This window comes from Bacillus nitratireducens (assembly GCF_001884135.1).
In the GTDB taxonomy this organism is placed as follows: Bacteria; Bacillota; Bacilli; order Bacillales; family Bacillaceae_G; genus Bacillus_A; species Bacillus_A nitratireducens.
This window is the reverse complement of the sequence record NZ_MAOC01000084.1, coordinates 1-16,375: the sequence shown is the minus strand read 5'-3', so window position 1 is coordinate 16,375 and position 16,375 is coordinate 1. Positions and strand designations below refer to the sequence as shown.

The following is a 16,375-nucleotide window of genomic DNA, read 5'->3' as shown; positions in this document are numbered from 1 at the left end:
TATATTTGTTGATTTTTAGACAAATTTTTAATGACAAAATTCGATTCACATCGCATATATTATAAAGTACGATATTAATAGATTCACAAACCCTCAAGGTGGTGAGCAATAAATTGATTCATAAAAAAATATATAATGCCAGAAGCTTAAAAACAGCGAAAGGCACTTTAATTATTGAAGGCCCTGTCTCTACACATAATCTTGAAATGTATGAATTTCATCCAGACTTAATTGCGTTTCGTCCTGCCGAGCAGCAATATAAAGCAATTGTCGAAATTTCTAAATTACCAGAAGCTCGTCTCATTATTGCTAGACATGACCAAACGATCGTTGGATATGTTACATACTTGTATCCTGATCCGCTCGAGCGATGGTCAGAAGGAAAGATTGAAAACTTAATTGAACTTGGGGCGATTGAAGTTGTCCCAGCCTTTCGCGGTTGCGCTGTCGGAAAAAACTTATTAGAAGTTTCAATGATGGACGATCATATGGAGGATTACATTATATTAACGACTGAATATTATTGGCACTGGGACTTAAAACAAACAGGCTTAAATGTTTGGGAATACCGAAAAGTAATGGAAAAAATGATGAATGCTGGTGGCTTACAATGGATGGCTACAGATGATCCTGAAATTTGTTCACATCCTGCTAACTGTTTAATGGTCCGCATCGGTAAACGTGTTGATACGGATTCTATTCAAGCATTTGATCGTCTACGTTTTCACAATCGTTTTATGTATTAATAAAGGGGGCAACTGGAATGATTGTAGAAGAAATTATGAATCAAGATGTAGTGACACTGCATCCAAACGATACAATTGAAACAGCAATCCGAACAATACGCACGAAAGGCATTCGGCACATTCCAATTGTCGATCAAAATAATCATGTCGTAGGCATTATTTCTGATCGGGATGTAAGAGATGCAAGTCCGTCTATTTTAGATGAACAAGTTTCACTCGATATGCTGAAGCAACCACTTGAACTTATTATGAAACATCCTGTTATGACTTGCCATCCTCTTGATTTCGTTGAGGAAATTGCTACTTTATTTTTTGAAAATAAAATTGGCTGTCTCCCTGTTACAAAGGCTGGAAAGTTAGTTGGAATCATTTCTGAATCTACGGTACTGCACACGTTAGTGAAATTAACAGGAGCACATCAACCAAGTTCACAAATTGAAATTCAAGTAAAAAATGAACCTGGTATTCTCGGAAAAGTTGTTGCTATTTTTAGTGATTTACAAATCAATATCGTGAGCGTTCTCGTCTACCCAGCAAAAGATGAGAATGATAAAGTACTCGTTTTCCGCATTCAAACGATGAATCCTTTAAGGGTGATTGAAGCACTTGAAACAGAAGGCTATCGTGTTTTATGGCCGAACATAATGGGGATGCAAGCATGAGTAGCGCCTTCATTTATTCGGATGACTTTCGGGGCTATTCATTTAGCCCTGATCATCCTTTTAACCAACTGCGCGTCACACTCACGTATGATTTATTACAAAAGAGCGGTTTTATCTCTCCCTCTCAAGTCATCGCGCCACGGATGGCTACAGATGAAGAGATTGCCTACGTTCATACAGAGGAGTACATAAATGCGGTAAAACGTGCTGGAGAAGGTAAGTTAGAAAAATCAATTGCGATGACATATGGACTCGGAACAGAAGATACACCGATGTTTCCAAATATGCACGAAGCAAGTGCATTACTCGTTGGCGGTACATTAACAGCTGTCGATGCTGTTCTTTCTGGAAAAGTAAAGCACGCCCTCAATTTAGGCGGCGGCTTACATCATGGCTTCCGTGGTAAAGCATCTGGCTTTTGTATTTATAACGATAGCTCTATCGCAATGAAATATATTCAGAAGAAATACGGTTTACGCGTTTTATATATTGATACAGATGCTCATCACGGTGACGGGGTACAATGGTCTTTTTACGACGATCCTAACGTATGCACCATTTCATTACATGAAACTGGGCGTTATTTATTTCCTGGAACTGGCGCAGTAAATGAACGTGGACAAGGAAATGGATATAATTATTCTTTTAACGTTCCACTCGACGCTTTTACAGAAGACGAATCGTTTTTAGATTCATATCGAACGGTTGTAAAAGAAGTTGCAGCATACTTTAAACCGGATATTATTTTAACGCAAAATGGCGCTGACGCACATTATTACGACCCACTTACACACCTTTGCGCAACGATGAACATTTACCGTGAAATACCGAAGCTCGCTCGCGAAATCGCTAATGAATATTGCGATGGTCGCTGGATCGCTGTCGGCGGCGGTGGCTATGACCACTGGCGCGTCGTCCCAAGAGCTTGGGCACTTATTTGGCTCGAAATGAACAACATCCAAAACATCTCAGGTTATCTCCCTCCAGAATGGATTGACGCTTGGAAAGGACAAGCCGAAACAGAACTTCCCCTCACATGGGAAGATCCAGACAACATGTATAAACCTATCCCCCGTAAACCAGAAATTGAAGAAAAGAATGCATTAACTGTAGCGAAATCTCTTGAAATTATTCGGAATAATATGACAAAATCTTTGTACTAAACGAAAAGGAGGCTCGTTTTTGAATAGCCTCCTTTTATTTATTGTCGGTTTTTGTTGGTAAGTCGATATATTTCAGTTACTAACGGACTGGCCCAACTCGTATAAGAAAAGGTAGTGATATTATGTGGACACAACAAATGATCCACACGAAACGTGGCACATTTGAACTCTTTACAAAAGGAAATGGCGAAACGCTTTGTATTACACATCACTATTCACAATTTAATGAAACTGGCGATTACTTTGCAGATGTTTTCACTTCTACACATCGTGTATTCCTCATTAATTTACGAGATGCTGGTAACTCTGTAAAAGCCAAAGTAGAAAACGAATTAAGTATGATTGAAACGATTCACGACTTAGAAGCAATAAGAGAAGCTTCACAACTTCCTACATGGCATTTCGCTGGTCATTCAACAGGCGGTATGCTTGGGCTTTTATACGCGATTACATATCCAAATTCCTTACAATCATTAGTCGTTGTCGGAGCCGCAGCAAGTAACTATACCGAAACACCATTTTGTATTTATCATCCAGAACATCCTCAGTTTCATTATATGCAAAAACTCATCGAAAACTTGAAGGACCCTCATCTTACAAATGAAGAACGAAAAGAACTATCTACTAAGAGAACAAAATTATCATTGTATAAACCTGAAAACTACAACTCTTATTTTTGTAAACCAATCAAAAAAACAATGTCTGTTAGCCGGATGAACGCTTTCTCTCAAGAATATCCTTCATTTGATTTAAGAAAGTACTTACCTTCTATCAACATAAAAATGCTAATTATTTGCGGAAGACACGATGTGCAGTGCCCAATTCAATATTCTATCGAAATGCATGAGGGCATTCTTAATTCTATTTTTGTGCCGTTTGAGGACAGTAACCATTATCCTTTTTTAGAAGAAGCCAGTCGGTTTACTTCTATTACTCAAGAATTTTTTGGGATTAAAAAGAAAATTAAGGACTCACAAAGGCAATAAGTCTAGGAAGAGAGAACAAGTTTATTAGTGCTGTTTTGCTAAAGGAGGAAAATAGGATGAAAGAAAAATTATTAAGAGTTGGAACGACTTATATTCCAGTTACCAACGTAGAACTTTCTTCAAATTGGTATGTGAACAAATTGGGAGCAGAGTTGCACTTTAAAGACGAAGACAAAGCTATTATTAACTTTGCAAATCAAAGCTTTTTTCTAGTTAAATCCCAAGATAATCAAACCTTAAATTTTTTTGATTTTCACGGTGAAGAACGCTTTTCTATAACATTCGAAGTTAACGGATTACATGCACTAGAATCAATTCATAGTGAATTTATTGAAAAGGAAATTCTAGTTGGGGAGATTGAAAACAGAGGGCATGTTGGGAAGAATTTTGTTTTTTATGATTTAGATGGTAATAAATTTGATGTTTGGAGTGAATTAAGTCCTATTTTCAAAGAAAAATACCTAATATAGAGTGATTTTTTACAATCAAACGTAAGTATTAAATAACATAGAAAGATACGAGGCTTATTCCATTAAAGCCTCGTTAATGAATATATTAACCTTCAAAAGAAATATTTCACACTAAAAACAACTAAAAGAACACAAGAAATAACAACTAAACCTACATCAAGTAATACTGACTTTTTATCTCTATCTTTTAAGCTTACCTTAGAGCTAGAAATACTTTTAATTACCCAAAAGATCGCAAAAAAGAACCAACCGAAATGATCATTTGTATTATCTTTATCGTAAAACATTTGTATTGCACCGATAATTAATAAAATAAGTACGATATTCGTTCCAATCTTTAAAGCCTTGTTTAATTTATTATCTTTTAATGTATCTCCCAAAATGTAGCACGCCCTCTCATACTCTCCTATGTTCTATCTCTCTTTATATTTTAACATAAATTACCTATTTACCCCTTTTAGTCCAGATAACAACAAAAAACCTGCCAATTACTCGGCAGGTACATTACACGTTAAAGCGATAACCAGCTCCCCATACTGTTTCAATATATTGCGGGTGAGCAGGATCTCTTTCAATTTTTTCACGTAGCTTTCTAATGTGAACAACGACAGTGGCTAAATCGCCAGCTGAGTCTAGTCCCCAAATACGTTCAAATAACTGTTCTTTATTTAATACTTGGTTTGGATGCGTTACAAAGAATGTTAGTAAATCAAATTCCTTCGTTGTGAACGCGATTTCTTCATTGTTTATAAAAACTTTTCTCGCTCGCTGATCGATAGAAATCCCATGGATATACAACGTATCGCGTTGCTTACTCACATTTCCTGATAATCTTTCATAACGAGAAATATGCGCCTTTACTCTTGCTACTAATTCACTCGGGCTAAACGGTTTCGTTATATAATCATCCGCCCCTAAACCAAGTCCGCGAATTTTATCTATATCTTCCTTCTTTGCTGAAACAAGTAAAATTGGAATATCTTTGATAGCACGTATTTGTTTACAAATTTCAAAACCGTTCATTTTCGGAAGCATAATATCTAAAATAATTAAATCATAGTCTTCCTGAAGAGCCATTTGTAGACCTATTTCTCCTGAATGCTCTACATCGACTTGAAAATCACTAATTTCTAAATAATCTCGCTGTAATTCTGCAATACTTATTTCATCTTCTACTAGTAAAATTCTCTTCATTCTACTCACCACATTCCTGTACTTTTTTCAATGAGAAGAAAATACTTGTACCTTCCCCAAGCTTACTTTCCGCCCAAATTTCTCCGCCATGTTCTTCAACAATTTGCTTCGCTATCGCTAAGCCAAGTCCACTTCCACCTGTGCTAGAATTTCGCGATTGCTCTGCACGATAAAACCGCTCAAATATATACGGCAGCGTATCAGCTTCTATACCTGATCCATTGTCCATCACTTTTACAATAACTTTATTGTTATCACTCAATACCGTTACAGTAATTTTCTTCTCTTCTTTATCCATGTATTTCACACTATTATGAATTAAATTTGATATCACTCTATTTATCTTTTCGCAATCAGCCGTTACATATAGTGGTGATGAATGTAATTGTAAATGTACTTCTATACCTTCCTCACTTAAATCCATCTGCATCTCTTCTAATAATTCTTGCATAAACACGTTTAACTCTATCGTTTCAAACTGAAAAGGAACTCGATTCAAATCAAGCTTTGAAAACAAAAAGAGCTCATCAATGAGTGTATCCATATGCTTTGCCTTCGTATGAATGGTCGTTAAATATTTATCCATTTTTTCTGGCGTATTTGCGACTCCATCTTTTATACCTTCTACATATCCAATAATAGATGTAATCGGTGTTTTTAAATCATGAGATATGTTTGAAATGAGCTCTTTTCGATTTTCTTCATACTGCGTTTGCACCTCAATCGACTCTTTTAATCTCTTCCTCATTTCCTCAAACCCTTGATTTAATTGCCCGATTTCATCATGGGATGTAACTGGAATTTGAAAATCCAAATCCCCTTCTTTAATTCTCCCAGTCGCATCTTTCAGTACAAAAATTGGTTTTATCACACTTCTTGAGACGAAATAACTTAATAGCCCTATGAGTAAAATGGCTAACAGTAAAAGCGCTCCGAACAAAATCGGAAATAACTTTTGTGTAAGATCGACAAATGAACTTTGCCTTTTTAGTACAAATATACTCCCTTCTTCATCCCCAGGAAAATAAAAATCAAATTTTACATATCGATAAAATGTATCGCCTAGTTCCGTTGTACCACGACTATTAATATTTGCTGATTCAAATTTCGGAAGGGCTTCTTTTAAAGATACACTTTCAAATATTTTTGTAGCATAAGAAATGGTTTCTCCCTTTCTTACAACTATTTTCACACCTTCTTTTTCAAGTGATGAAACGAACGATTCATCTAATAGTTGAGATTGATTTTTCTTTGCCGCTAATTTCAATTCAATATACGTATTCTCTTCTTCGGGCGTAAGCGGCTTTTGAATATAGGAACTTTTATAGAAATTTTTCACTGATTCCAAGTCTCCTGTTATGGAAAAAACAATTAAAAATCCCGCGACTAATATGAGCATAATGGAAACGAGAATAACAGCAATATAAGAGAATAAAAATCTTGTTTTAATAGACATTTCTTACATCCTCACTTTAACAAACCTTCTTTCCCATAAGCATAAAAATATATGTTCAAATACTCAAGCGATTTTATAGTAATTTTAGCGTCAGTTTATAAAAATTTAATGTTCTTCTTTTACAGTTGAAATAAGGAGGTTGAAATTCCATGTTCAAAAAAACATTAAGCATGATCTGTTGCGTAATTTTTTTGCAAGGTTGCTCGCAAGAACAAGAAGTTAAAAAGGAGATGACAAACATGGAGACAGCGCTACTAGCAGCTACTGAAAAACAAGAAACGAATACTGTTATATCGTTACTCAAAAAAGGGGCTGATATGAATATAAAAGACAATAAAGGACGTACCCCTCTTATGATTGCTACATACAAAAATGATGTAAAAACTGCAAAAGCGCTTATTGAAGCAGGGGCTGACGTAAATATCCAAGACGATATGAAAAACAATCCCTTTCTATACGCCGGTGCAGAAGGTTACTTCGATATTTTAAAACTAACGATTGATGCCGGCGCAGATCCATCGCTTACGAATCGTTACGGTGGAACAGCCCTTATCCCCGCCTCAGAACATGGCTATATTGATGTTATTAAAGAACTCCTTACGCGAACAACTATTGATGTTAACCATGTAAATAATCTCGGGTGGACCGCTTTAATGGAAGCCATCGTACTAAGTAACGGAAACGAAACACAGCAACAAGTCATTCGCCTTCTTATCGAGCACGGTGCTGATGTAAATATTCCAGACAACGATGGTGTTACCCCACTAGAGCACGCTCGCGCTCATAACTTTGAAGAGATAGAGAAGATTTTGTTAGACGGACGTAAATAAAAAGCTATTTTTTGCCTTCCTCCCCCACCCTATGCTACATTTAACCCGTTACATTAATATTAATAGGGTGGGAATAAACATGAACAAACCTAAAATTGGGATGATTGGACTTGGAAGTATTGCACAAAAAGCCTATCTTCCAACACTTACAAAAGAAACAGATTGGGATTTTGTAGGGGCGTTTACACCTAACGCGGAGAAAAGGAAACAAGTTTGCCAGCAATACCGTATTCAAGACTTTCATTCTATTGAAACGTTAGCTTCGGAATGCGATGCAATCTTCGTTCATAGTTCAACTGCTACACATTATGAAATCGTTTCTGAACTTCTGAAAAAAGGAATCGACGTTTATGTTGATAAGCCGCTAGCTGCTACTATTGAACAAGCTGAGAAACTAGTCGAGTTGAGCGAGAAGTATAACCGAAAGTTAATGGTCGGATTTAATCGCCGATTCGTTCCTATGTACGTTGCTGCCAAAGAGCAAGCTCATGATATTTCATGGATTCGAATTGAAAAGCACCGCACAAATAAAGTGGGGCCATATACGTATGACTTTACTATGTTAGATGATTACTTACATATTGTAGATACTGCTCGCTGGTTAGCTAATGATGACCTTAATGTCGTTCACAATATGATGCAAATCAATGAAAAAAATGAACTTCTTTACGGGCATCATACATATACAACTTCAAATGGACTATTACTTTCTACAGCGATGCATCGCCATGCAGGTACAAATTTAGAGCAAATTGAACTTGTAACGACAGGGAAAATCATTCGTGTAAAAAATATGAATACATTTGAAATTGAACAGGAAAACTCGTTTTCACAAAGCGGTTCCCCGTCATGGGATACGACGTTAAAACAACGTGGTTTTGAAGATGCTGTTCATCATTTTATCGAATGTGTACATGGAAATACAAAGCCTGTTGTAGATGGATTAGAAGCATTAAAAACGCAGCAACTGTTGCAATCTCTACTGGAGAATGTAAATAAAAATTAAAACGGATACATTTTTCAGAATTTACTTTCATTCCCATTTCCTCTTTATTTCTCTTCCAAATTTCTATAGAATATGTTGATAGGAATTATAAATTTCATAATGAATCGTGGAAAGGATGGGATTGACACATGTGGAACGAGTTTAAAAAATTCGCGTTCAAAGGGAATGTAATTGATTTAGCTGTCGGGGTTGTAATCGGTGCTGCATTCGGTAAAATCGTTAGTTCTTTAGTAAAAGATATCATCACACCATTACTTGGTATGGTATTAGGCGGCGTTGACTTTACAGATTTAAAAATTTCATTCGGTAAATCATCTATTATGTATGGTAACTTCATCCAAACTATTTTTGATTTCTTAATTATTGCAGCTGCTATCTTTATGTTTGTTAAAGTTTTCAACAAACTAACATCTAAAAGAGAAGAAGAAGAAAAGAAAGAAGAACTTCCAGAACCAACAAAAGAAGAAGAACTTCTTGGCGAAATTCGCGATTTACTAAAACAACAAAATTCTTCTAAAGATAGAGCATAATTGAACGGACAAAAGGCATGCCCCTTAGGGACATGCCTTTTTTTATGCTATAACGTTTCCGAATTCATATGAATAAATATAATAATACCTGCAACCATCAGTACCATAATGCTACCTGCAAATAGTGTAATACCAATAAACATTAAGCTCGTACTTAAATCTATCGAAATAATTTCAGTAAAAATTGAAATTACATACGTGATAAGGGCGATTCCTGCAAGAATACTTCCTGGAACAAATCGCTTTAAGCCATTTTGTTTTAACGTCATATATGCAAAAATAGCAGTCATACAAAGCGTAATTATCCAAAGAACGATCATCTCTTCTCCCCCCTCACAAGCCTTTTCTTTCTATTATACATGACATTGCCCTATAATAGGTGAATTTGCACTTGTGTGACATATAACAAGGAATAACCCCATCTATAGCGAACACCTTACAATATAATCCAATAAAATAAGGAGGTTTCATTTGGAAGATAATATTGTGGGATATTTTAAACAAGTAGAGCGATTCGATTATATTACAATCGACTTAGACAAAACGTTTTTTATATCGAAGTTGTACAAGTAGCAACAAATATAGTTTTGCTAAAAATATCACTTAACTTGGATAAGGGTGAAACGATTGTAGCTGGCAATGTAAAGCAATATGATCCTTCTAGGTTAGAGCATTTAGTACAAAGTTTTAAACGCACTGCACAAACATGCCTCGAACATAATTTACGAAATCCCGAAGAACTTTTCGCTTTTTGGGAAGAGAATTAATCCACTTTGAAAAATTGGTTATTTTTTCTATAAATTGATATGATTAGTGCATGCAAATTTTCTTTTTAAGGGAGTGTTCATAATGATCTGGATTTCACTAATTGTATTAGCCTATTTCATCATTCTCGTTCCAATACAGTACAACTATATTAAGATACTTAAGACAAAGCAGGAGAAAATGAACGTTTCGCAAGATGAACTTTACGACAAAATGTCTTATGAAGAGTCCCAAATACATTATCATTATCAAAGTAATATATTTACAATACCAGCCTCACTTGTAGCAAGTATTGTTTATAGAGTAAAACATCAAGCATAAGGAGAACACTCTCATATGTACGCTGTAAAATTATTGTTTGAATCTGTTCATTCAGGTGAGCCTAATCCTAGTAAAATGGATGAGCATTATGAAGAGAATCACGATACGCTTTTTGAAGAAAGTATTATTCTCGTTAAAGCAAACAGTTTAGAAGAGGCTCATGAACTAGGGGAAAAGGTAGCTATACAATCTGTAGATACGTACGATAATATGTACGCTCAGCAAGTAACGTGGAAATTTCGAAAAGTGCTTCATGTTTTCGAGTTAGACGATACGCCATTTGATACAGGAAAAGAATTGTACGCAAGATTTTTACATGTTAAGAAAAATGAAACTGTAGATACAGTAGTAAAAAAATACTACCCTGAATATGAATAAAAGCTCACAGCAATTGCTGTGAGCTTTTTTATTCTTACTTCGTTGAATCTCTAAATTGGATACGGTGAGGTAAGATAACAGTGTGATCTTCCACTTTTTCTTTGTTCATATACTTTGTTAATAGACGCATTGCTACTGCACCGATATCATACATTGGTTGTACAACTGTTGAAAGCTGCGGGCGTACCATTAATGCAAGGCGTGTGTTATCAAAGCCAAGCACTTCTACATCAGTTGGTACGTTTAATCCAGCGTCTTGTGCTGCGTGGATTACACCTAGTGCCATTTCATCAGAAGATACGAAGATTGCTGTTGGCTTTTCATCACTGCTCCAAAGCTTTTCGAATGCTTCGATACCTGAATCATATGTGTAATCTCCATCGATTACAAGATTTTCATCATATGAAATACTTGCTTCTTCTAAAGCTTTTTTATAACCTTGTAACTTCTTCGCGCTTCCCGCTTTATCAATGAAAGGACCAGAGACGAAACCGATACGCTTATGTCCTTGCTCAATAAAGTGCTTCATCGCATCGTAAGCTGCTTGTGTATAATCAATGTTCACTGATGGCGTTTCATTTTGATCATCAAATGACGCTGCTAATACAATTGGTACTGGAGACTTTTTGAATTCTTCAATGTGAATGTCTGTAATATCTTCACCCATGAAAACAATTCCGTCCACTTGTTTTCCAAGCATCGTATTTAATAAATGGAACTCTTTCTCTTTGTTTTGGTCAGAGTTACTTAAAATGATGTTATATTTGTACATTGTTGCGATATCTTCAATTCCACGAGCAAGTTCTGCATAAAACGTATTTGAGATATCAGGAATAATAACACCCACTGTAGTTGTCTTCTTACTTGCTAGTCCACGTGCTACCGCATTTGGGCGGTATCCTAAACGATCAATTGCTTCTAATACTTTCTTTCTTGTTGTAGGCTTTACATTTGGGTTACCGTTCACAACACGTGATACGGTAGCCATTGAAACATTTGCTTCACGAGCTACATCATAGATTGTTACGTTCATCTTTTCGCACACTCCTTCTATTTATGTTATCTATTTTTATGTATCGGTTCACTTGAATGAAAAAAAGACATCAACTCTATTTGCAGATGCCAACAATCGTCCCGAGTTCTTCCTTTTACTAATGATACGATAAAAACGCAGGCTCATACAATATTTTCCCGCAAAAGTTTCGAAAAAATTCGCTTCTTTTCTCGTATTTTCGTATTTTTTATGCAAAAAAGGGCAATTTTTGTAAAAAGTCTATGTAACAAGGGCTACATAGACTAAAAAATCTTTTTATAATTTACTTCCGAATGCTTTTAATTCTTTCATAAACTCATTGAATTCTGGAATATCCATTTGTTGTGCTGCATCTGATAATGCAACCGCTGGGTCCGGATGTACTTCAGCCATAATAGCATCAGCACCAATTGCCATAGCCGCTTTTGCAGCTGGTAATAGAAGGTCACGTCGCCCTGTAGAATGCGTTACATCGACAACGACGGGTAAATGTGTTTCTTTCTTTAAAATTGGCACAGCGGAAATATCAAGCGTATTACGCGTTGCTGTTTCATATGTGCGAATACCTCGTTCACACAAAATGATATTACCATTCCCCTCTGCCATAATATATTCTGCCGCATTAATAAATTCTTCAATTGTTGCGGATAAACCACGCTTTAATAATATCGGCTTATTTACAGCACCAGCTGCTTTTAATAGCTCGAAGTTTTGCATGTTGCGAGCGCCAATTTGAATAACATCAACATAATCTAATGCCATTTCAATATCATTCGGATTTAAAATTTCACTAATAACAGCTAAATCATATTCATCTGCAACTTGGCGTAAAATTTGCAATCCTTCTAATCCAAGACCTTGAAAATCATATGGAGATGTACGAGGCTTGAAAGCACCACCACGCATTAGTTTCAGACCTTGCTCTTTCATTGCTTCTGCAACTTGGCTTACTTGTTCATAGCTTTCTACAGCACATGGTCCCATAATAAAATGTTGGTTTCCATCTCCTATTTTCTCTCCATTAATCTCCACGATCGTATCTTCTGCTTTTTTCTTACGAGAAACAAGTAGCGCTTTGCGATGATCGTCTTCTTGTAGTTCTAAACCAGCTTGAAAAATTTGTTTAAAAATATGTTGTAAGGTCGATGTTTCAAATGGACCATTATTATTCTCCGCAATTAAATTCAGCATTTCTCTTTCACGTACAGGGTCAAAACTTTTCACACCTTGTACTTCTTTTAAGTTTCCAACCTCTTGTACGAGACGGCCTCTTTCATTCAATAATTCTAATAATTGTAGGTTGATTTGATCGATGCTAGAACGTAATCGATCTAATTCTTGTGATGCCATAAGAAAGCCACCTCTTTTAAATTTCTTCATTAACTTTTTTAAGATAACTTATTATAGCTGATACATACGAGGTTGTCACACGATATACAACATAGAATAATGTATGAAAAAGATAGAAAAAAGACGTGGAAATAGCATCATAAGAAAGCAGAAAATCCGTAGTGTAAATTTAAATTACTGTATTCCGGAAAATTTATAAAATAAAAAAAGACAGCTTAAAAACTGTCTTTTTTTATTTTATAGGAAAGAAACGAACGGTTTATCGCTGTTCTTCTCTTTTATAATAACAGCCTCGATTTTATTCTCAGACTTTATCTGTAATTGAACTTTAGCATCTTTAGGGAATTTTTCTAACATACTTTGAGCAGCCATTTGAGAAAGCGCCATTAATTCTGACTTACCATTATATTTAACGACAATATCCATCTTTAATTTATCCATCTTATTTTGCTTATAAGAAATCTTAGCATTAACAGGGATATAATCTCCTGGAGAAAATGCCTTCATTGCTTTAGAAAAATCCTTTAGCTTATCATTATCTTCTCCATGTGCCGCCTCAAATTCTTGAGAAGGATACGAATACGACTTTTCATCAATAGTATCCCAATTTCCAAGGTTAGTCTCGTTCTTTTGAACAGTAGCGCTTGAAATATAAGTACCATTCTTTAAAGAGCTTGTGCTTTCTTGCTTAAATATAGCAAACGTAATTGAAGATTTGTTATATTTATCATTTTTATTAATAGCTTCTATAAGTTGCTTGGCAACTGCAGTACCTTTAGAAATAGCTTCTTCATTAGATACACTTGAAGACATGGCTAAACCAATAACAACACCAGATAAGCTTAGTTCATTTGAATTCTGTTTGCCGAAGTAGTCCTGTTCTATAATATTAGTCAAAACCGGTGCTTCTTGTTTCGTAACTAATTCATCAATTGTTTTCTCTGGAATATATTGATTTAATTGTAATACGTAATTTTCTGTATCGAATTGTTTTGAAGCAATATTCATTAAACCATTTTCATATTCTGCTAAATCTAGTTTAGAATTAGTTTTAACATTAACTGTATTAATTACCTTTTGTTCTTTTAAAGGAATAACCGTTCTATAGTAATCCTTAGAAACAGCAGTTCTTGGAATCATACTTTTTTCTTTCGTATCTTTCTGTACAACTTCATCTTTCTTCTCAATAGTATTATTGCTGCAAGCCCCCAGTAATAAACTTAAGCTTGCGATGAATAACGCCATTTTCTTCATTGCTTCAAACCCACTTTCAAAATTCAATTTACTTAGTTTTAATGTATCTATAGTGTACCATAAATATATTGCAACAAAATAAAAAAGAAGCAAGCCCTTCGCTTGCCTCCCCCTATTTTACATTCTCTTCTAAAGCTTCTTTTTTAATATTCCAGTGCGATGTATGCCATACTACCATTCCATCTTTTATGTATAGCACTTGCGGAGATTCATGCTTAATGCTGTACTGCTCTGCAACATGGTTCGAAACATCCCTCGCTTCTTGTACGTATAAGTAATATGCTGGCACTTCTCTTTCTTCACCACAATACGCTTGAAACTCTGTATATGCACCGTGACTAATTGGGCATGTCGTACTATGTTTAAAAAGAACGTAAGGCTCGTTCTTTTCTACTAACGCTTCAAGTTCTTCAATTGTTTCAATCTTCATCATACTCATCATTACTCACCTCTCATGCGAAGTCTAGAGCGTTTCTCTCTCTTTTCAGCCTTCTGCTCAGCTTTCTCAAGTTTACGCTCTTCTTTTTCAATCTTTTTTTCTTGTCTCGTAGCACGGTAATGGTTGTATACTTCAATTGCTGCACTGCTCCATTGCACAACTTGTGCTACTTTATCTGCATTATTTTCAATTTCGTCCGTAACAGACTCTGATACATTGCGAAGCTTCGTATTTAAAGAGTGAATCGTCGTTCCGATTCCATCCACACCTTCTACTACTTTATTTAACGACTGTGACTTCTGTTGAATATCATCAGCTAACGCATTTGTCTTATGTAATAATTGCTCCGTCTCTACGCTTATTCCTTGCATTTGCTTTTCTAAACCTTCTAACGTGCTCGCAACGTTTTCTAACGTTTTCTGAACCGATAACAATGTTCTGCATACATACACTACTAATACAGCGAAAGCAACCGCGATAATAGCCGCACTTACATATAGAAGAACTTGCATTTCATCACTTCCTTTATCTTTTTCATACTTTCTCTCATTATACAATCATTTTCCGTTTCGTTCTAATCCCTATCTTTTCATTAGAATTTTCATACTTATTCGTTAACTTTAACATAAATGATTCAACAAATTCCACTAAGTAGGTTACAATAGGAAAGGATACATAATTAGTAGGGAGGCTTTACATATGAAAGATCCACGCATTGAAAAGTTAGCATACAATTTAATTAACTACTCTATCCGCTTACAAAAAGGCGAAAAAGTATTAATTGAAAACTTTGGCTTACAAAAAGAACTTGTAACTGCACTTGTAAAAGAAGCATATGCAGCTGGTGGTTTCCCATTCGTTTCTTTAAAAGATCATCAAGTAGATCGCTCTTTATTAATGGGTGCTACTGAAGAACATTTCGAACAAATCGCTGCATATGAAGCGAGCGTAATGAAAGATATGGACGCTTATATCGGCCTTCGCTCTGGTGATAACATTAACGAACAAGCTGACGTTCCAAGTGAACGTATGAAAGTTCATGGCCAAACAGTTGGCAAAAAAGTTCATAGAGACATCCGCGTTCCAAAAACACGCTGGGTTGTTCTTCGCTACCCAAATGCTTCTATGGCGCAGCTTGCTAAAATGAGCACAGAAGCTTTCGAAGACTTCTACTTCGAAGTTTGTAACTTAGACTACGGTAAAATGGATAAGGCGATGGATAGCCTTGTTACATTAATGAATAAAACAGATAAAGTTCGCTTAACTGGTCCTGGAACTGACTTAACATTCTCTATTAAAGACATTCCAGCTATTAAATGCTCAGGTCATTTAAACATTCCAGATGGTGAAGTATACTCTGCACCAGTTCGCGATTCTGTTAACGGTACAGTTTCTTACAATACACCATCTCCTTACAACGGTTATACATTTGAAAATGTACAACTTAAGTTTGAGAACGGCCAAATCGTTGAAGCAACTGCAAACGATTCAGAACGCATTAACAAAATCTTCGATACAGACGAAGGCGCACGCTACGTTGGTGAGTTCGCAATCGGCGTAAACCCATACATCTTGCATCCAATGGGAGACATTCTATTCGATGAAAAAATCGATGGCAGCTTCCACTTCACTCCTGGACAAGCTTACGACGATGCATGGAACGGCAACAACTCTAACATCCATTGGGATTTAGTATGCATCCAGCGCCCTGAATACGGCGGCGGCGAAATTTACTTCGACGACGTACTAATCCGTAAAGACGGACGTTTTGTTGTTCCTGAATTAGAAGCTT

The 16,375-nt window shown here is 35.8% G+C and carries 20 protein-coding genes and 1 pseudogene; 12 read left to right on the top strand and 9 right to left on the bottom strand.

The window, feature by feature from the left end:
- Nucleotides 1-113 precede the first annotated feature (113 nt).
- From acuA to BAU23_RS22135, 5 genes are all read left to right on the top strand, one after another.
- Complete coding sequence (gene acuA, locus BAU23_RS22155) at nucleotides 114-746, top strand: acetoin utilization protein acetyltransferase AcuA (protein WP_000581411.1); 633 nt, start codon at nucleotides 114-116, stop codon at nucleotides 744-746.
- A 17-nt stretch (nucleotides 747-763) separates the two neighbouring features.
- On the top strand, nucleotides 764-1,408 hold the full coding sequence (locus tag BAU23_RS22150; RefSeq protein WP_000634567.1) for an acetoin utilization AcuB family protein: 645 nt from the start codon (nucleotides 764-766) through the stop codon (nucleotides 1,406-1,408).
- Nucleotides 1,405-2,571, top strand: coding sequence for an acetoin utilization protein AcuC (gene acuC, locus BAU23_RS22145; RefSeq protein WP_000092834.1), 1,167 nt, complete (start codon nucleotides 1,405-1,407; stop codon nucleotides 2,569-2,571). The genes BAU23_RS22150 and acuC overlap by 4 nt, the downstream gene beginning before the upstream one ends.
- 122 nt (nucleotides 2,572-2,693) lie before the next feature.
- Nucleotides 2,694-3,557 carry an alpha/beta fold hydrolase gene (locus tag BAU23_RS22140; RefSeq protein ID WP_000269875.1) on the top strand — a complete coding sequence of 288 codons (864 nt, stop codon included), beginning with the start codon at nucleotides 2,694-2,696 and terminating at the stop codon, nucleotides 3,555-3,557.
- Between the two features lie 56 nt (nucleotides 3,558-3,613).
- The gene (locus BAU23_RS22135) at nucleotides 3,614-4,027 is read left to right on the top strand and encodes a VOC family protein (protein ID WP_016130341.1); all 414 of its coding nucleotides are present in this window, start codon (nucleotides 3,614-3,616) and stop codon (nucleotides 4,025-4,027) included.
- Nucleotides 4,028-4,119: 92 nt separating this feature from the next.
- Here the strand turns inward: BAU23_RS22135 and BAU23_RS22130 are convergent, their stop codons facing one another.
- The 3 genes from BAU23_RS22130 to BAU23_RS22120 form a co-directional block, all read right to left on the bottom strand.
- On the bottom strand, nucleotides 4,120-4,410 hold the full coding sequence (locus BAU23_RS22130) for a hypothetical protein (RefSeq protein WP_071735164.1): 291 nt from the start codon (nucleotides 4,408-4,410) through the stop codon (nucleotides 4,120-4,122).
- 121 nt (nucleotides 4,411-4,531) lie between these two features.
- Nucleotides 4,532-5,221 carry a response regulator transcription factor gene (locus BAU23_RS22125; protein ID WP_000821764.1) on the bottom strand — a complete coding sequence of 230 codons (690 nt, stop codon included), beginning with the start codon at nucleotides 5,219-5,221 and terminating at the stop codon, nucleotides 4,532-4,534.
- Between the two features lies 1 nt (nucleotide 5,222).
- Nucleotides 5,223-6,677, bottom strand: coding sequence for a sensor histidine kinase (locus BAU23_RS22120; RefSeq protein ID WP_000023835.1), 1,455 nt, complete (start codon nucleotides 6,675-6,677; stop codon nucleotides 5,223-5,225).
- A gap of 149 nt (nucleotides 6,678-6,826) precedes the next feature.
- On the opposite strand from BAU23_RS22120, the gene BAU23_RS22115 reads away from it, so the two are divergent.
- The 3 genes from BAU23_RS22115 to mscL all read left to right on the top strand — a co-directional run bounded on the left by BAU23_RS22115 (nucleotide 6,827) and on the right by mscL (nucleotide 9,043).
- Complete coding sequence (locus BAU23_RS22115; RefSeq protein ID WP_000475138.1) at nucleotides 6,827-7,507, top strand: ankyrin repeat domain-containing protein; 681 nt, start codon at nucleotides 6,827-6,829, stop codon at nucleotides 7,505-7,507.
- Between the two features lie 79 nt (nucleotides 7,508-7,586).
- Entirely contained in the window at nucleotides 7,587-8,513 is a 927-nt protein-coding gene (locus tag BAU23_RS22110; RefSeq protein WP_071735163.1) for a Gfo/Idh/MocA family protein, read from the top strand.
- A gap of 128 nt (nucleotides 8,514-8,641) precedes the next feature.
- Nucleotides 8,642-9,043, top strand: a complete 402-nt coding sequence (gene mscL, locus BAU23_RS22105; protein WP_000266994.1) for a large-conductance mechanosensitive channel protein MscL — start codon at nucleotides 8,642-8,644, stop codon at nucleotides 9,041-9,043.
- Between the two features lie 47 nt (nucleotides 9,044-9,090).
- Here mscL and BAU23_RS22100 read toward each other — a convergent pair whose 3' ends face one another.
- The gene (locus tag BAU23_RS22100; protein ID WP_071735162.1) at nucleotides 9,091-9,363 is read right to left on the bottom strand and encodes a DUF3917 domain-containing protein; all 273 of its coding nucleotides are present in this window, start codon (nucleotides 9,361-9,363) and stop codon (nucleotides 9,091-9,093) included.
- A gap of 151 nt (nucleotides 9,364-9,514) precedes the next feature.
- On the opposite strand from BAU23_RS22100, the pseudogene dhp61 reads away from it, so the two are divergent.
- The 3 genes and pseudogenes from dhp61 (at nucleotide 9,515) to BAU23_RS22085 (ending at nucleotide 10,507) form a co-directional block, all read left to right on the top strand.
- Nucleotides 9,515-9,810: pseudogene (gene dhp61 / locus BAU23_RS22095) on the top strand (protein Dhp61).
- A gap of 82 nt (nucleotides 9,811-9,892) precedes the next feature.
- Entirely contained in the window at nucleotides 9,893-10,129 is a 237-nt protein-coding gene (locus tag BAU23_RS22090) for a DUF3949 domain-containing protein (RefSeq protein ID WP_000637886.1), read from the top strand.
- Nucleotides 10,130-10,144: 15 nt separating this feature from the next.
- Nucleotides 10,145-10,507, top strand: a complete 363-nt coding sequence (locus BAU23_RS22085; RefSeq protein WP_000271417.1) for a DUF4288 domain-containing protein — start codon at nucleotides 10,145-10,147, stop codon at nucleotides 10,505-10,507.
- A 34-nt stretch (nucleotides 10,508-10,541) separates the two neighbouring features.
- On the opposite strand, the gene ccpA is transcribed toward BAU23_RS22085, so the two are convergent.
- The 5 genes from ccpA to BAU23_RS22060 all read right to left on the bottom strand — a co-directional run bounded on the left by ccpA (nucleotide 10,542) and on the right by BAU23_RS22060 (nucleotide 15,095).
- Nucleotides 10,542-11,540 carry a catabolite control protein A gene (ccpA, locus tag BAU23_RS22080; RefSeq protein ID WP_001103287.1) on the bottom strand — a complete coding sequence of 333 codons (999 nt, stop codon included), beginning with the start codon at nucleotides 11,538-11,540 and terminating at the stop codon, nucleotides 10,542-10,544.
- Between the two features lie 276 nt (nucleotides 11,541-11,816).
- Complete coding sequence (locus BAU23_RS22075) at nucleotides 11,817-12,890, bottom strand: bifunctional 3-deoxy-7-phosphoheptulonate synthase/chorismate mutase (protein ID WP_000168131.1); 1,074 nt, start codon at nucleotides 12,888-12,890, stop codon at nucleotides 11,817-11,819.
- 237 nt (nucleotides 12,891-13,127) lie between these two features.
- Nucleotides 13,128-14,144 carry a CamS family sex pheromone protein gene (locus tag BAU23_RS22070; RefSeq protein WP_033656793.1) on the bottom strand — a complete coding sequence of 339 codons (1,017 nt, stop codon included), beginning with the start codon at nucleotides 14,142-14,144 and terminating at the stop codon, nucleotides 13,128-13,130.
- 112 nt (nucleotides 14,145-14,256) lie between these two features.
- Nucleotides 14,257-14,583, bottom strand: coding sequence for a bacillithiol system redox-active protein YtxJ (gene ytxJ / locus BAU23_RS22065; protein WP_002067603.1), 327 nt, complete (start codon nucleotides 14,581-14,583; stop codon nucleotides 14,257-14,259).
- Between the two features lie 2 nt (nucleotides 14,584-14,585).
- The gene (locus tag BAU23_RS22060; RefSeq protein ID WP_001197724.1) at nucleotides 14,586-15,095 is read right to left on the bottom strand and encodes a DUF948 domain-containing protein; all 510 of its coding nucleotides are present in this window, start codon (nucleotides 15,093-15,095) and stop codon (nucleotides 14,586-14,588) included.
- A 187-nt stretch (nucleotides 15,096-15,282) separates the two neighbouring features.
- On the opposite strand from BAU23_RS22060, the gene BAU23_RS22055 reads away from it, so the two are divergent.
- A partial coding sequence (locus tag BAU23_RS22055; protein ID WP_000654728.1) for an aminopeptidase occupies nucleotides 15,283-16,375 on the top strand: 1,093 nt, incomplete at its 3' end.

Coding starts and splice junctions, on each gene's coding strand:
- BAU23_RS22150 (WP_000634567.1), top strand. CDS start 764: ATGATTGTAGAAGAAATTATGAATCAAGATGTAGTGACACTGCATCCA.
- acuC (WP_000092834.1), top strand. CDS start 1,405: ATGAGTAGCGCCTTCATTTATTCGGATGACTTTCGGGGCTATTCATTT.
- BAU23_RS22140 (WP_000269875.1), top strand. CDS start 2,694: ATGTGGACACAACAAATGATCCACACGAAACGTGGCACATTTGAACTC.
- BAU23_RS22135 (WP_016130341.1), top strand. CDS start 3,614: ATGAAAGAAAAATTATTAAGAGTTGGAACGACTTATATTCCAGTTACC.
- BAU23_RS22125 (WP_000821764.1), bottom strand. CDS start 5,221: ATGAAGAGAATTTTACTAGTAGAAGATGAAATAAGTATTGCAGAATTA.
- BAU23_RS22120 (WP_000023835.1), bottom strand. CDS start 6,677: ATGTCTATTAAAACAAGATTTTTATTCTCTTATATTGCTGTTATTCTC.
- BAU23_RS22115 (WP_000475138.1), top strand. CDS start 6,827: ATGTTCAAAAAAACATTAAGCATGATCTGTTGCGTAATTTTTTTGCAA.
- BAU23_RS22110 (WP_071735163.1), top strand. CDS start 7,587: ATGAACAAACCTAAAATTGGGATGATTGGACTTGGAAGTATTGCACAA.
- mscL (WP_000266994.1), top strand. CDS start 8,642: ATGTGGAACGAGTTTAAAAAATTCGCGTTCAAAGGGAATGTAATTGAT.
- BAU23_RS22100 (WP_071735162.1), bottom strand. CDS start 9,363: ATGATCGTTCTTTGGATAATTACGCTTTGTATGACTGCTATTTTTGCA.
- BAU23_RS22090 (WP_000637886.1), top strand. CDS start 9,893: ATGATCTGGATTTCACTAATTGTATTAGCCTATTTCATCATTCTCGTT.
- BAU23_RS22085 (WP_000271417.1), top strand. CDS start 10,145: ATGTACGCTGTAAAATTATTGTTTGAATCTGTTCATTCAGGTGAGCCT.
- ccpA (WP_001103287.1), bottom strand. CDS start 11,540: ATGAACGTAACAATCTATGATGTAGCTCGTGAAGCAAATGTTTCAATG.
- BAU23_RS22075 (WP_000168131.1), bottom strand. CDS start 12,890: ATGGCATCACAAGAATTAGATCGATTACGTTCTAGCATCGATCAAATC.
- BAU23_RS22070 (WP_033656793.1), bottom strand. CDS start 14,144: ATGAAGAAAATGGCGTTATTCATCGCAAGCTTAAGTTTATTACTGGGG.
- ytxJ (WP_002067603.1), bottom strand. CDS start 14,583: ATGAGTATGATGAAGATTGAAACAATTGAAGAACTTGAAGCGTTAGTA.
- BAU23_RS22060 (WP_001197724.1), bottom strand. CDS start 15,095: ATGCAAGTTCTTCTATATGTAAGTGCGGCTATTATCGCGGTTGCTTTC.